Annotated in this window: 12 protein-coding genes; 8 read left to right on the forward strand and 4 right to left on the reverse strand. The window is 71.4% G+C overall.

The features are described from left to right. The first annotated feature begins 6 nt into the window (after window positions 1-6). The gene (locus tag ACFVW6_RS04745; protein ID WP_378823629.1) at window positions 7-936 is read left to right on the forward strand and encodes an alpha/beta hydrolase; all 930 of its coding nucleotides are present in this window, start codon (window positions 7-9) and stop codon (window positions 934-936) included. Window positions 937-938: 2 nt separating this feature from the next. Here the strand turns inward: ACFVW6_RS04745 and ACFVW6_RS04750 are convergent, their stop codons facing one another. Then, complete coding sequence (locus tag ACFVW6_RS04750) at window positions 939-3,200, reverse strand: hypothetical protein (protein WP_378823627.1); 2,262 nt, start codon at window positions 3,198-3,200, stop codon at window positions 939-941. Window positions 3,201-3,364: 164 nt separating this feature from the next. On the opposite strand from ACFVW6_RS04750, the gene ACFVW6_RS04755 reads away from it, so the two are divergent. From ACFVW6_RS04755 to ACFVW6_RS04780, 6 genes are all read left to right on the forward strand, one after another. Continuing rightward, a complete protein-coding gene (locus ACFVW6_RS04755; RefSeq protein ID WP_019049207.1) occupies window positions 3,365-3,808 on the forward strand; it encodes a GyrI-like domain-containing protein in 444 nt (147 codons plus the stop codon). Next, window positions 3,805-4,245, forward strand: coding sequence for an AraC family transcriptional regulator (locus tag ACFVW6_RS04760; RefSeq protein ID WP_355273421.1), 441 nt, complete (start codon window positions 3,805-3,807; stop codon window positions 4,243-4,245). The genes ACFVW6_RS04755 and ACFVW6_RS04760 overlap by 4 nt, the downstream gene beginning before the upstream one ends. 309 nt (window positions 4,246-4,554) lie before the next feature. Next, entirely contained in the window at window positions 4,555-6,705 is a 2,151-nt protein-coding gene (locus tag ACFVW6_RS04765; protein ID WP_378823625.1) for an Rv1355c family protein, read from the forward strand. A gap of 17 nt (window positions 6,706-6,722) precedes the next feature. After that, entirely contained in the window at window positions 6,723-8,591 is a 1,869-nt protein-coding gene (locus tag ACFVW6_RS04770) for an EAL domain-containing protein (protein ID WP_357342832.1), read from the forward strand. A gap of 8 nt (window positions 8,592-8,599) precedes the next feature. Further along, window positions 8,600-9,592 (forward strand): GAF domain-containing protein, encoded by a 993-nt coding sequence (locus tag ACFVW6_RS04775; protein WP_378823623.1) that lies wholly within the window; start codon window positions 8,600-8,602, stop codon window positions 9,590-9,592. Between the two features lie 78 nt (window positions 9,593-9,670). Further along, entirely contained in the window at window positions 9,671-10,798 is a 1,128-nt protein-coding gene (locus ACFVW6_RS04780; protein WP_357342836.1) for a glycosyltransferase, read from the forward strand. Window positions 10,799-10,841: 43 nt separating this feature from the next. Here ACFVW6_RS04780 and rsmI read toward each other — a convergent pair whose 3' ends face one another. Beyond that, window positions 10,842-11,669 (reverse strand): 16S rRNA (cytidine(1402)-2'-O)-methyltransferase, encoded by an 828-nt coding sequence (rsmI, locus tag ACFVW6_RS04785; protein ID WP_355273409.1) that lies wholly within the window; start codon window positions 11,667-11,669, stop codon window positions 10,842-10,844. 156 nt (window positions 11,670-11,825) lie between these two features. On the opposite strand from rsmI, the gene ACFVW6_RS04790 reads away from it, so the two are divergent. Next, window positions 11,826-13,403 carry a dolichyl-phosphate-mannose--protein mannosyltransferase gene (locus ACFVW6_RS04790; protein ID WP_378825577.1) on the forward strand — a complete coding sequence of 526 codons (1,578 nt, stop codon included), beginning with the start codon at window positions 11,826-11,828 and terminating at the stop codon, window positions 13,401-13,403. A 7-nt stretch (window positions 13,404-13,410) separates the two neighbouring features. Here the strand turns inward: ACFVW6_RS04790 and ACFVW6_RS04795 are convergent, their stop codons facing one another. Both ACFVW6_RS04795 and arcA read right to left on the reverse strand, forming a co-directional pair. Beyond that, the gene (locus tag ACFVW6_RS04795) at window positions 13,411-13,770 is read right to left on the reverse strand and encodes a GntR family transcriptional regulator (RefSeq protein WP_378823619.1); all 360 of its coding nucleotides are present in this window, start codon (window positions 13,768-13,770) and stop codon (window positions 13,411-13,413) included. 6 nt (window positions 13,771-13,776) lie between these two features. After that, a complete protein-coding gene (arcA, locus tag ACFVW6_RS04800; RefSeq protein WP_355273403.1) occupies window positions 13,777-15,018 on the reverse strand; it encodes an arginine deiminase in 1,242 nt (413 codons plus the stop codon). Window positions 15,019-15,050 lie beyond the last annotated feature (32 nt).

A 15,050-nucleotide genomic window follows, 5' to 3' on the forward strand; every position in this document is an offset into this window, starting at 1 on the left:
GGAAGAGTGACTGCATCGAGACTGTGGCTTGCTGTGGTGTGCGCGATCGTCGCTTCGCTGGGGGGTGTGCAGGCGAAGGCCGATCCGGGGGCGTACGTGGCGGGGGAGGCGCCGCTGGGTGGGCGGGCCGCTCAGCTCGATGTGTACTCGCCCGCGATGGGCCGGGTGATCCAGAACCGGGTGCTCGCGGCGGCGGGGGCGGGTGCGCCGACGCTGTACCTGCTGACCGGCGCTGGCGGCGGGGCCGACGGGATCTCCTGGTGGGACAACACCGATGTGCGGGATTTCTTCGCCGACAAGCACGTCAACGTGGTGATGCCGGTCGGCGGCGCGTTCACGCTCTACACCGACTGGATCGCCGACGATCCCGGCGTCGGCCGGGCCCGCTGGGAGACCTACCTGACCGAGGAGCTACCCGGCGTGATCGACGGCGCGCTCGGCGCCAGCGGGCGCAATGCCATCGCGGGCGTGTCGATGAGCGCGTCGTCGGCGCTGGACCTGACCATCCGCGGCGGCTCCCGCTTCGCCGCGGTGGCCGCGCTGAGCGGCTGCCCCTGGGCGGCCGACCCGCTCGGTATCACGATGGTCAGCGCGCAGGCGGCGCGCGGCGGCGGCAATCCCGGCAACATGTGGGGCGTGCCGGGCGGCGCGGTCTGGCGCGAACACGACGTCTTCGCCAACGCGGGCGCGCTGGCGGGCAAGACGATCTTCCTGTCGGCCGCCACCGGCCTGCCCGGCGCCGCCGACCGCGGGCTCCCCATGCCGCCGCTGGAGACGATCGCGGGGGCGTGCACCGCGGCCTTCGCTGGTCGCCTCGGGCAGCTCGGCATCCCGGCCACCTACGTCCACCGGCCGACCGGCGCGCACACCTGGGGACAGTTCCAGACCGACCTGCACGAGGCGTGGCCGCACCTGGCCGCCGCCATCGGCGCCTGAGCTCAGGCCTCGACGGCGACCGGGCGCTGCGCCTGCGGGGTGGCGGCGTCGTCGACGACCGGGCCGAGCTCGGGCTCGCGCCCGCCGCGCCGGAACCACCACTGCAGCAGCCCGATCCCGAGTACCGCCAGCAGCGCGCTGGTCAGGCTGATCGACAGGCCCGGCGGCCGCCAGGTGACGGTGAGCTGCGCGTTGTGCGTGCCGGGCGGGATGTCGACGGCGACGAAGGTGCCCGCGACGGCGCGCACGGGGATCTCCCGGTCGCCCAGGCTCGCGGTGTAGCCGGGCCAGGCCAGGCGGGCCAGCACGATCCGCCCGCCGGTGCCGGAGGAGACGGTGGCCCGGTTGGTCAGGCCCGCCTCCGGCATCACGGTGGCGTGCACGCCCGACTCGTGTGCGATGAGGTCGCCGGGCGAGGGCAGCGGATTGACCCGCTCCAGCACCCAGATCTGCTGCTCGTGCCCGGGGTAGTGGACGAACTTCCAGCCCGGCGGCGCGGGCTTCTCGCCCGCGTCGGGGTACTGGGCCCGCTGCAGGACGACGCGATCCATCCGCATCAGGTCGACGACCGGGGTATCGGTCGACGGCTCGACCGCGAACACCCGGCGATACGCGTCGGGGCAGGTGCCGCCGTCCCAGGCCATGCACAGCAGCCCGGCGAAGGCCGCGTGCCCGACCGGGGTGTAGCCGTTCACGTACTGCAGGCCGAGGTTCTTGGCGTAGCTGCCGAGCGCGATCGAGCCGTAGGTCGCCGCGAGCGTGCGGTCCTCGTCGCGGACCATGATCCGGTCGGCCAGTTGCAGTGTGCGACCGCCGAAGTCGGGGAACGCGGCGGTCATCTCGGAGCGCCGCTCGGGGAATCCGTACGACAGCGGCGTCGCGGGGGCGGCGGCCACTTGGACGAAGGCGATCGGGAAGGTCGCGATGATGGTCAGCGCGGCGGCGGCGCCGATCCCGCGGTTCCGGGCCAGCCACAGCACGCCCGCGCCGAGCGCGACCACGAAGACCACCGCGATCAGATGCCGTTCGAGCAGTTTCGGCGCGGCCGAGAACGACCGGATGAACAGCAGGCCGATCAGCGCGCCCGCGGCCGCGTACCGGCGCCGGGACGAGGCGAACACCCCGTAGCGGCTCAGCAGCACGCACACCAGCACCAGCAGGGCGATCGCCAGCATCGGCAGCACCCTGGCAGGCCAGCGCAGCGGGCCGATCGCGCCGGGTCCGGCGGTCCACATCAGCGCGGCGACGGCGAACAGCGCGATCCCGCTCCACTCGGCGGCGGTGCGCGCGGCGGCCTTCCAGTCGATGAACGCCAGCGCCGGGATCACGAACCAGGCGATGTAGACCATCGGCAGCGGCTGCACGTGGCCCCACCACGCGGTGAACGCGGGCACCGTGCTGGGCAGGCTGGCATTGAGCGATTCCGACCACGGCACGGTCAGGAAGGGGTCGTTGTGGATGGTGGAGACGTCGCCGCGCCAGGTCGCCTGCGAGGACAGCAGGATCGGCAGGTTGGCGACCATCGAGGCGGCCACCGCGAGCCCGGACGCGGTGAGCAGCCGCAGCACCGGAGCCCAGCGGCGCCGGTACAGGAACTCACCGGCGGCGACGGCGGCGATCATCAGGCCGGATTCGACGGCGGGGAACGCGTATTGGATGGTCAGCGCCAGGTACAGGAACACGAACAGCGGGATCGGTCCCGAGCGGCCCCTGGCGTAGAGCACGGCCGAGGCCCACGCGTGCACGAGCCAGGCGGTGCCGGTGTGCGAGGTGAACCAGCTGGCCTCGTCGAAGAACAGGAACCAGCCGCTGAACGGGAACGCCACCCCGGCCACGGCGGCCCAGGGCGCGCGGGCGCCGTAGGCCAGGCAGATCCGGAACACGCCGAGCGCCGCGATGGTGGAGAACACCAGCTTCACCGCGGTCGCGTACAGCGCGAGATCGTCGAACGAGGGCGCGAGCAGATAGACCAGCAGCTGCGGCGGGTTGTAGAGCCCGGCTTCCTCGAGGCTGTAGTTGCCCGCCATCCACTCCCACGGCACCATCGCCGGGAACCGGCCCGCCCTGAGTTCGGCGCCGAGCAGCTGCCACATGGGCACGTACTGCGCCTCGGTGTCGTCGGTGTAGAAGTGCCGCGAGTCGCCGAGCAAGACCGCGATGTACCCGGCCAGTACCGCGATCATGACGACGATCGCCCACTGCACCACTTGTTTTCGCGGTTCGAACGCCGCGCGTACCCACACGAGCGCGGGAGCATAGGGCATTCAGGTGAATCCGACAATAAGCCGGGGTGTCGCGGCGTGGTGGTGGACGTTTGTCCAGCTCAGGTGTGGTTAGGTTGGGGTAAGCCCAACTCGGTGTGGCCGCGCTGTCGAGCGCGAAGTTGATAGCATGGCCCCACCGAGCCGACCCTTCGAGAGAGTCATCAATGCAGTTCGAAATCGTCGAGCGGGACGAGACATGGGTGGCCGGTCTGCCGGTCCGCAGTCCCAAGCGCGCGCTCGGAGAGCTGCGCGACCGGGATCTCGAAGCCGCGTGGTCGGCCGTCCTGCACCAGGATCTGGGCGGCCCGCTGGCCAGTGCCTACACCGACTACACCGGTGAGCTGAGCACCTACAACACCCAGATCGTCGGCTACCAGTGCGCGTCGCTGGATCAGGTCACCCGCGGACATCTGGCGGCGCGGCTGCCGCGCGGCACCTACGCGCGCTTCTCCTCGGTCGGTAACTTTCCCCAGGTGATGACGGATCTGTGGACCCAGATCGCCTACGCCGAGGAGCACAACCAGATCAAGCGCACCTTCACCGGCGATTTCGAGTGCTACCCGCACGCGTACAAGATCGACCTGTACCTGGCGGTCGATCCGCGATGAGCTACACGATCGTGGTGCGCGGTGGCGCACTGTACGGCGGCCTGGCCGTGCCGCGGGTCCATCCGAGCTTCAAGGTGAGCAACAGCGACCTGATCGAGTTCCTCAAGGACCGCCTGCGCGACCGTCCCGGCGGGCGCGAGCCGCTGCACACCGTCTACGTCCCCGATCCGGCCGGCAACTGGAACGCGTTGGTGGCGCGCGAGTACGCGACGCCCGACGACGTGCCGGTCGGTGACCTGATGGTGCGGGTGCCCAAGGGCATCTACGCCCGCTTCGCCCCCAACGGCGATTACCACGATCCAGTCGAGGATGTCTGGGCCCAGGTCGACGACGCGACGGCGTCGGCGGAGATCTCGCGGGCCTATCGCGAGGAGATCGAGGTCTGGCACGGCCCGGACACCGTAGAATTGTTCGTTTCGATCACGGTGGATAGCTGACGGTTAGCCGGATTCGAACCGATCGGTCTGGATCTCGGGGGCTTCCGCGTTCCTACCCCTTCTGAGCTGCGGTTATTTCAACCGTCTCGGACGGTTATCGGAAAAATAGCCACTCGTCTGGTGGAAACGTTGCGGATGACGGATACTGCACCAGTCGGCATCGGTAGGACGCCGACCGCGCGCGGGCGCGTAGCACGGAGCTAGGAACACGATGGCTGTCGAAGCAGCGCGCAACGAGAAGAGGTTGCGGCGCGTTCACCGTCGCGCCGGTCGGGACGCGGTGGCGCGGTTCGTGGGTCGGATCCGTAGATGACCGAACCGGACCCGCCTGCCGCGGACCACCGCCCCCTCGTGCTCGATCCGACCGACCCCACCGATGCGGCAACCCTGCGGCAGCTCGCCGCGGCGCCCGGCATCAGCACCTACGACCTGCGCGCCGGCCTGCGTGCCGAGCTGGCTCAGCTCACCGGACTTCCGCCGGGGCTCGACCCCGACGAGGAACGGTGGGTCTACTACCCGTGGCGGCACGCGCTCGTCGCGATCCTCGGCCCCGCGGCCTTCCAGGTGATCCGCTCCGACCGCAACCGCAACAAGCTCACCAGGGCCGAACAGCAGCGCCTCGCCGGGCTGACGGTCGGCGTGGTCGGGCAGAGTGTCGGCCACTCTGTCGCGTACACGCTGGCGCTGGAGGGCGCGTGCGGGCTGCTGCGGCTGGCCGACTTCGACACCATCGAGCTGTCGAACCTGAACCGGGTGCCGGGCGGGCTGTTCGACGTCGGCGTCAACAAGGCCGTGGTCACCGCGCGCCGGATCGCCGAGCTCGACCCCTTCCTGCCGGTGGAGATCTGGTCCGCCGGCGTGCTGACCGACACCGCCGACGAATTCCTCGACGGGCTCTCGGTGGTCGTCGAGGAATGCGATTCGCTCGACATCAAGTTCGCGGTCCGCGAGGCCGCCCGCAGGCGCCGGATCCCGTTGCTGATGGACACCAGCGACCGCGGGCTCTTCGACGTCGAGCGCTACGACCTGGAACCGGGCCGCGAACCCTTCCACGGGCTGCTCGGCACGACCACCGGCGCCCAGCTGGCCGACCTCGACACCAAGGGGAAGGCGCCGCACGTGCTGCGCATCCTCGACCCGGGCCAGCTGTCCTCGCGGATGGCGGCCAGCCTGGCCGAGATCGGCGAAACGATCACCACCTGGCCGCAATTGGGCAGTGACGTGCAGCTGGGCGCGGCCATCGTGACCGCGGCGGTGCGCCGGATCGGGCTCGGCGCCAAGCTGTCCTCCGGCCGGACCCGCGTCGACCTGGAGGCGGCGCTGGACTCCCTCGCCGAACCCGGCTACCTCGACGACGGCGTCGACCAGGCCCCCGAGCCGCCCGCCGACGAACCGGCGCCCGCCGACCCGGTCGCGGCGATCCTGGCCTGCGCCCAGCGCGCGCCCTCGGGCGGCAATGTGCAGCCGTGGCGGCTGCGCGGTACCGCGGACCTGATCGAGATCGCCCTCGACCCGGCCGGTTCGACCGCGATGGACATCGGCCTGCGCGGCAGCGCCGTCGCGGTGGGTGCCGCGCTGCACAACGCTCGCGCCGCCGCGGCCGCGCACGGCCTGCTCGGCGAGCCGGAGCTGCGCGTCGACGATCCGGCGGGCCCCCTGCTGGCCCGGCTGCGGCTGCGCGAGGGGACCGACGCCGATCTGGCCGCGGACTACCCGCTCGCGCTGGCCAGGCACACCAATCGCAGGCTCGGTGATGTCGCGCCGCTGCCCGGCACCGTGGTGCCCGCCCTCGGCACCGCCGCCGCGGCCGAGGGCGCCACCGTGCACGCGATCACCGGGGTCGAGGCGCTGGCCGAGGCCGCGGCGCTGCTCGGCGCCAGCGATCGGGTCCGCTACCTCACGCCGCAGCTGCACCAGCAGCTCTACGGTGAATTGCGCTGGCCCGGTGAGGATGTCCGCACCGGCATCGACGTGCGCACGCTCGACCCGGCGCCCGACGAACTGGCCAAGCTCCAGGTCGGCAGGCGCACCGATGTGATGGACCGGCTGCGCGAGTGGTCGGCGGGCACCGCGCTGGGCGAATTCACCGTCGATCGGGTGCGCTCGAGCTCGGCTCTGGTCGCGATCGGTTTCCGCGCGCGAGCAGGGGGTACACCTGATCTTGCCGACTACGCGATGGCCGGTGCCGCAGTGGAAAGGGTGTGGCTACGGGCGCAACTACTGGGGCTGGCGGTGCAGCCGGTGTCCCCGGTGTTCCTCTATGCCGACCGGCGCGAGGATTTGCGCATCGTTTCTTCCGAGTTCACAGATACACTTGCCAACATTCAGAGGCTTTTCCAGGACCTGCTGGGGATCCCTGAGGATGAGAACGTGGCATTGGTTCTTCGTCTGAGCTACGCCGCGGCTGCGAGCGTTCGCAGTCGACGGTTGCCGGTGCCCGGCAGTAGGAACGACGGATAGCGCGGATCGGAGACAACGTGCCTCGGCAAACGCTCGACTCCCTGGTGACGCAGGTCGCCTCCGAGTTGATGGGTGTCGACGCCACGACCATGGTGGCGGCGAGCGAGCGGGTGCTCGCCTCCCTCGTCGATCATTTCGACGTCGACGTCAGCTATCTGCGCCACACCGATCGCGCCAAGCGCGCGACCGTGCTGGTCGCGGAATGGCCGCGGCGCCCCGAGGTCCCCGACCCCGACCCGCTGCACACGGTCGAGTTCGAACACGCGGATTCGGTGTTCCGCGCACTCGAGTTCGCCACCGAGCCGCTGATCGTGCGGCCGGGCGGCGAGAGCGCCGACTACCAGGAGACGATCCGCAAGTCCTCGGGCATTCCCGAGGTGGCCATGGCCTGCGTGCCGCTGGTCTCGCGCGGCGAGTCGACCGGCGTGCTCGGATTCGTGAAGATGGGCGACCGGGCCTGGTCCAAGCGGGAACTCAACGTGCTCAAGGCCATCGCCGCGCTGTTCGCCCAGTTGCAGGCGCGCGTGGTCGCCGAGGAGAAGCTGCGCTACATCGCGCTGCACGACGACCTGACCGGCCTGGCCAACCGCCGCGCCCTGCTCGAGTACATGGAGGAGCGGCTGCGCGCGGGTGAACCCGGCCCGATCGCCACCTTCTTCCTCGACCTGGACCGGCTCAAGGCACTCAACGACTTCCTCGGCCACAGCGCGGGCGACAACTTCATCCGCACGCTGGCGCGCAGGCTCAAACAGAACCTGGAACCCGGCGACATGATCGCCCGGCTCGGCGGCGACGAGTTCGTCATCGTGCCGGCGGCGCCGATGGACGCGGTGGCCGCCGAACTCGAGGCCACCCGGATCCAGCAGCTGATCGGCCGCCGGGTGTCGGTCGGGCAGGAATCGGTCAGCCGCGGGGTGAGCGTCGGTGTGGCGCTCGGCCTTCCGGGCGAGACCTCGGTCTCGGACGTGCTGCGCCGCGCCGATCACGCCCTGCTGTCGGCGAAGTCGGGCGGCGGCAACGGGGTCGCGGTGTTCACCGACGCCATGCGCGCGCAGTTCGAACTCCAGGACGACGTGGAGCTCAACCTGCGCAGCGCGGTGTCCGACGGCTCGCTGGTGCTGCACTACCAGCCCGAGGTCGACCTGCGCACCGGCCGGATCGTGGCGCTGGAGGCGCTGGTCCGCTGGCAGCATCCCACCCGCGGACTGCTGCCGCCCGGCGCGTTCGTCTCGGTGGCCGAGGCCACCAATCTGGCCGGTGAGCTGGGGCGCTGGGTCATCCGGTCGGCCTGTTCGCAATTCGCCGACTGGCGCCGCCGTGGGCTGGCCGCCAATGTGGTGATCCGGATCAATGTGTCGCCGGTGCAGCTGGTCAGCGCCGATTTCGTCGAGCGGATCGAGGACATCCTGCGGCTGTTCGGGATCGATGGCAGCTCGGTCTGCCTGGAGATCACCGAGCACGTGGTCGTGCAGGATCTCGTGCGCACCCGGCTCACCCTGCGCGGGCTCAAGCGGATGGGCGTGCAGATCGCCATCGACGATTTCGGCACCGGCTACAGCTCGCTCTCGCACCTCAAGGCCCTGCCGGTCGACGCGGTCAAGATCGACCGCGGTTTCGTGCAGCGCCTCGGTGACAGCAACGACGACCTGGCGATCGTGAAGTCGATCATCGGCCTGGCCGGCTCCTTCGGGCTCGGCGTGGTCGGGGAGGGCGTCGAGACGCCGATGGCGGCCAGGACCCTGGTCGGCCTCGGCTGCTATCGCGCGCAGGGCTTCCTCATCGCCCGGCCGATGCCCGCCGAGGAAGTCGAAGCGCAACTGCGGGAAGGGCGCATCCCCCTCGATCTCGATCTGCCCCGCGCGGGACGCGGCGTGGCGCCGAGCTGATCGCGGTGATGTCGGCAGGCGGATGGCTGCTGGTGGAGACCCTCGCCGAGGATCTCGCGCCGACGCTGGTCGCGGTGGACGCGCACCCGCGCGATTGGCTCCCACCGTCGCGGTGGCCGCGCGCGATCGGGACGGCCAGGGCGCGGCTGCTGCGCGAGGCGGTGCGGCGGTGCCAGGAGCGCGGTGCATCGACCCGCGATGTCGTCGGTGACACGCTGGTGCTCACCGAGCCCGTTCGGTGCGCGTTCGGCGGTATCCACGGCGTGCAGGTCTGGACCGGCCCCGTCGACGCGCCGGTGCGGCCGCGCCGCCGGGTCGCGGCCTGGGACTGGGACTCGGTGACCGAGCTGGCCCACCACGGCCCCGGCCTGGAGGAACTCGTCTTCGCCAGGGAACCCGAGCACGTGCGGGTGATCCGCACCCCGCCCGACGCGTTCGGCCGGATGGTCCGCTTCGACGGCCGGGTCGAGTACTTCGCCATGGCCACCGAGCTGGCACCGGGCGGACGCTGGCAGGGCCAGGTCGACATGCTCGGCGACGACGAGTGCCCGCGCCGGTTCCAGATGATCACCAGGGCCCGCCCCGGCCCGCGCCGGGTGAGCGCCCTGATGCACGCCATCCCCGAACTCGACGACGACGCTGCGGCGGTCGACCCCGACATCACGATGCTGCGCGCGGTCTCTCAGCACAGCGGCGTCGGCGTCGGCCTGATCCTGCTGTCCAGCGGCCTCATCTACGAGTGGGCGGGCGACCCGCCACCCCCGCTGGACCGCTGGGCGGTGGAACGCCCCACCGTCGACCCGATCGACCTCGCCGCCCTCCGCGCCGCCTGCGCCGACGTCGCCCACCACCCCGGAACCTCCCGCCGCCTCGCCCTCCGCGTCCGCTTCGCCGAGACCCCCTGGATCCGCGCCAACGCCGAACTGGTCACCATCACCACCGCCGCCACCGGCCACGGCCTCCTCCGCGTCTGGTCCGACGACCCACCCGAATCCGGTTAGCCGCTTCTTTCGCCGCTGTTCACGCGCTGTTCCACGGCCCGGTTCCGTGGGTAACCCGCGCGGCTGGACGATCGGCGAGTGCGCATCGTGCAGCTCGCCAATTTCTACGGCCCGCGATCGGGTGGGTTGCGCACCGCCCTGCACCACCTGGGGGAGGGGTATGTCGCGGCCGGGCACGAGGTGGTGCTGATCGTGCCGGGGGCGCGGCGCGGGGAGGAAGTGCTGCCGACCGGGGCGTTGCGGATCACCCTGCCCGCGGTGGCCATTCCGTTCACCGGTGGGTATCGGGCGGCCGATCCGCGGCGGGTCGCCGATGTGCTCGGTGGGCTGCGGCCCGATGTGCTCGAGGTGTCGGATCGGCTCACGCTGCGCGGGTTCGGGCGGTGGGCCGGGCGGCGCGGGGTGGCGAGCGTGATGATCTCGCACGAGCGGCTCGATCGGCTGCTCGGGCAGTTCCTGCCGGGGCCCGCCGCGCGGCGGTGCGCCGACGTGGCCAACCGCCGCACCGCCGACGACTACGACATGGTGGTGTGCACGACCGACTTCGCGCGCGAGGAGTTCCAGCGCATCGGCGCCCCCAATGTGGAACTGGTGCCGCTCGGCGTCGACCTCGACCTGTTCAGTCCGCGCCGCCGCGACCGCAGGCTGCGCGCCGACCTCGGGGTCGAGGGGCATCCGCTGCTGGTGCACTGCGGCCGGTTGTCGGTGGAGAAGCGGGTCGACCGCAGCATCGAGGCGGTGGGCGCGCTGCATCGCGCCGGGCTGCCCGCCCGGCTGGTCGTCGCCGGTGACGGACCGCGCCGCGAATCGCTCGAACGCCGCGCCCGCACCCTGCCCGCGCTGCCCGGCGGCGCGCCGTCGGTCCACTTCACCGGCTTCATCAGCGACCGGTCCATGGTCGCGAAACTGCTTGCCACCGCGGATGTCTCACTCGCCCCCGGCCCACACGAGACCTTCGGCCTCGCCGCCCTGGAGGCCCTCGCCGCCGGCACCCCGGTCGTCGCCAGCCGCTCCTCGGCGCTGGCCGACATCGTCACCGCCGAATGCGGCGCCATCGCCGCCGACCGCCCCCGCGCCTTCGCCCAGGCCGTCACCGACGTCCTGGCCATGCCCACCTCGGGCCGCCGCAAAGCGGCCCGCACCCGCGCCGAACAGTTCACCTGGCCGCGGGCCGTCGCGGGCATGCTCGCCGTCCTCGATCGCTGAGCCGGTGCGGTACTCGCAGGCCCGGGCGGACCCGCGTGGCGGCTCAGCTCTCGCTGCGGGCGGCCAGGACCGCCTCGTACAGGTCTTTCCGGGAAGCGCCCCGCCCCGCCGAGACCTCGGCGCACGCGTCCTTGAGCCGCAGGCCGGACTCGACCAGGGCCTCCACCTCGGCCACCAGATCAGCGGGATCGGCCGAGACCGGCTGGGCCCCGGCGAGTACCACGGTGATCTCCCCGCGCGCGCCCTCGACGGCCCAGGCGGCGAGCTCGCCGAGCGTGCCGCGCACGACCTCCTCGTAGGTCTTGGTGAGTTCCCGGCAGACGGCCGCGCGCCGGTCGGGCCCGAGGACGGTGACCGCGTCGGCCAGGCAGTCGGCCAACCGGTGCGGCGCCTCGAAGAAGACGCACGCGCGTTGTTCGGCGGCCAAGGTGCGCAACCACTCCCGGCGCTGACCGCCCTTGCGCGGCGCGAAACCGTCGAAGCAGAACCGCTCGACCGGCAGCCCGGACAGCGCGAGCGCGGTGGTGACCGCGGACGGGCCGGGCAGGCAGGTGACCGGGAGATCGCGTTCGACGGCGGCGGCGACCAGGCGATAGCCGGGGTCGCTGACCGACGGCATGCCCGCGTCGGTCACCAGCAGCACGGTCAGGCCGCTGGCGAGGTCGTCGAGCAGGGCGGGGATGCGGGCGGTTTCGACGTGGTCGTAGAAGCTGACCACCCGGCCGGTGATCTCCACGCCCAGCGCCTTGGCCAGCGACTTGGTCCGGCGGGTGTCCTCCGCGGCGACCACATCGGCCGAGCCGAGCGCGTCGCGTAGTCGCTGGGACGCGTCCCCGATGTCGCCCATCGGCGTAGCCGCTAAGACCAACACAGTGTCGTCCAGCCTCTCCGGTAGTTTGGGTCATTCTGTCAGGCGCGCGCGCCGAGCCGGTTCGCGCATCGGAGGAGGGGGACAAGTGTCGGGTCGGACTTCAGTGGGCGCACCGCCTACGATCGGGGCGTGATCCCGGTGACCGAAACGCGTGCGATGCCACCGTCACGGCCCGCCTCCGTGCTGGTCGGTCCGGCTCCGCTGCGACCGACGCCGGATTTCGGCCCGCTCGACACCGCCCGCGGCTGGGCAGTCACCTTGGTACTCACCGCGATCGCGGCCATCACCCGGTTCGCGAACCTGAACTATCCGACCGACGCGCGCACCCCCGTCTTCGACGAGAAGCACTACGCGCCGCAGGCCTGGCAGATGGTCACCGGCGGTGGCGTGGAGGACAACCCCGCCTACGGCCTGGTGGTGCATCCGCCGGTCGGCAAGCAGTTCATCGCGATCAGCGAGGCGCTGTTCGGCTACAACGCCTGGGGCTGGCGCGGCACGGCGGCGCTGGCGGGCACCGTCCTGGTCCTGCTGGTGATCCGGATCGTGCGGCGTATGTCGCGCTCGACGCTGATCGGCGCGTTCGCCGGCATCCTGCTCATCGCCGACGGGCTGACCTTCGTCTCCTCCCGCATCGGCATGCTCGACATCTTCATGGCGCTGCTGGTGACCGCCGCGTTCGGCTGTCTCATCGTCGACCGCGACGACGTGCGCGCACGGCTGGCCAGCGCGGATCTGGCGGGCCGGGTCGGGATCACCGACTGGGGACCGCGACTCGGCGTGCGCTGGTGGCGGTTCGGCGCGGGCGTGCTGCTCGGGCTGGCCTGCGGCACCAAGTGGTCGGGCATCTACTTCATCATGTTCTTCGGCCTGCTCAGCGTGGCCTTCGACGTCAGCGCGCGGCGCGCGTACGGGGTGCGCAGGCCGTGGGTCGGCACGCTGGTCCGCGATGTCGGTCCGGCGCTGTACGCGCTCGTCGTGATTCCGCTGGTGGTGTATCTGTCCTCGTACTGGGCTTGGTTCGCCAGCGAGTCCGGGGTGTACCGGTACGCGGTCGGCAATCAGGTCGGCACCGGCGGACCGTTCGCGTTCCTGCCCGACGCGCTGCGCTCGCTCTGGTACTACCAGGGCGAGACCCTCGACTTCCATTCCAGCCTGACCAATTCCGCGGGCAACCATCACCCGTGGGAATCCAAGCCGTGGACCTGGCCGATGGGCCTGCGCCCGATGCTCTACTACTACGCCGACGGCACCGTCACCGGCTGTGGCGAGTCGCAGTGCGTGAAAGCCGTGATGGCCGTCGGCACTCCCGCGCTGTGGTGGCTGGCGCTGCCCGCGCTCGGCTGGATGCTGTGGCGCTCGGTGGTGCGCAAGGACTGGCGCTACGCGGCGGTGCTGGTCGGCTACGGCGCGGGCCTGCTGCCCTGGTTCCTGACCCTGGACCGGCAGATGTACTTCTTCTACGCGGTGGTGCTCGCGCCGTTCCTGGCGATGGGCGTCGCGCTGATCCTCGGTGACATCCTCGGTTCGGCCCGGCCGGCGGGGATACCGCGCAGTCCCACCGGCACGTATCTCCCGGCCCCGGTGAACGAGCGCTACGCCCTGGGCCTGCTGATCGTCAGCATCTATCTGGGCCTGGTGATCGCGAATTTCGTCTGGCTGTGGCCGATTCTCACCGCCCAGCCGATCAGTCCGGCCAGCTGGCAGGACCACCTCTGGCTCCCGAGCTGGCGCTAGCCCCGGGTCAGCTGTCCAGCGCGCGCTGGACGAAGGTGACGGCGTCGGCGTCGGGGAGGCCGAGCCGCCGGATGGTCGCCACGTAGTCGACGGCGGCGCGGCCCGCGATGTCCCGGGTGGGGTCGCCGGAGGAGGCGATGAACGAGCCCTGGCGGCCCCGGGTCTCGAGCACGCCGTCGGCTTCGAGTTCCCGGTAGGCGCGGGCGACGGTGTTCGGCGCGATGCCGAGGTCGGCGGCCAGGGCGCGCACGGTCGGGATCTTGGTGCCCGCGGTGAGCGTGCCGGCGCGGACCTGTTCGATCACGGCCATGCGCAACTGCTCGTAGGGCGGTTGGGTGGAATCGGCGGACAGCTCGACGTGGAACACGTTCGCTCACACCTCGTCTCGGGCCAGGGGGCAGGACATGCAGCGCGGACCGCCCCGGCCGGAGCCCAGCTCCGAGCCCTGGATGGTGAGCACCTCGACACCGGCGTCGGTCAGCCGCGAATTGGTCATCTCGTTGCGCTCGTAGGCCACCACGACACCGGGCGCCAGCGCCAGCGTGTTGTTGCCGTCGTCCCACTGCTCGCGTTCGGCGGTCGGCCCGTCGCGGCCGGTGTCGATCACCCGGAGGTTCGCGATGCCCATCGCGGCCGCAGCGGCGGGCAGGAACGGTTCGGGTCCGGTGATGCTGATCCGGTCCAGGTCGCCGCGGCCGGAGAAGCCGTCCTCGCGGCGGATCGTGAAGGCCCGCAGGGTTTCCCGCACGCCCGGGTACATCACCACCGCGTCGGTGTCGACCATCGTGCACACGGTGTCCAGGTGCATGGTCGCGCGGTTCTGCGCGATCGGCACCACCAGCACGGTGTGCGCGAGGTCGTCGTCGAAGAGGCTGCGCGCCAGCGCTTCCGCGCCGGCGGGGGTGGTCCGCTCGCCGACGCCGACCGCGACCACGCCCGGCGCGAGCAGCAGCACGTCACCGCCTTCGATCGGCGCGGTGTGCGATTCGTAGGCGCGGCGCACGCCGAGGAAGCGTGGATGGAAGGCGTAGACGAGATCGGTGATCGAGGTCTCGCGGATGCGGGCGGGCAGCGCGAGGGAGGTGATCGCGACCTTGGGGCCGACCCAGAACGAGGAGTCCCTGGTGAACAGCAGATTGGGCAGCGGGTCGATGACGAAGTCGCCGCCGTGGTGCATCCGGCGCACCAGCGAGGTGGTGTCCGGGCCGAACGGCAGCTCGTCGAAGGTCATCCCGGCCATCAGGATGTCGGCGAGCTCGCGGGCCTCGACCTTGCGCAGCTCGGCCGCGAGCTGATCGGCCAGGCCGTGGCCCAGCCTGCGGGCGTCGACGGCGGCGGAGATACCCTGGATCCTGGCCGCGCCGCTCACCTCGAGCGTCTCGGCGAGCAGGTCCGACAGCAGCAGGACCTCCACGCCGCGTTCGCGCAGCAGGGCGGCGAAGGAATCATGCTCGGCTTGGGCGCGTTCGACCCAGGGGATGCCGTCGAACAGCAGCTGATCGTTGTTGCTGGGGGTGAGCCTGCGCAGTTCGTCGCCGGGGCGGTGCAGCAGCACCGTCCGGAGCGTGCCGACCTCGGAGGTGACGGCCAGGCGCGAGTCGGGGGCGGTTCCCATGCGGAAACCGTAATCCGCGGAGCGCGCGTCGG

The sequence above is a fragment of the Nocardia sp. NPDC058244 genome (genome assembly GCF_042882065.1).
In the GTDB taxonomy this organism is placed as follows: domain Bacteria; phylum Actinomycetota; class Actinomycetes; order Mycobacteriales; family Mycobacteriaceae; genus Nocardia.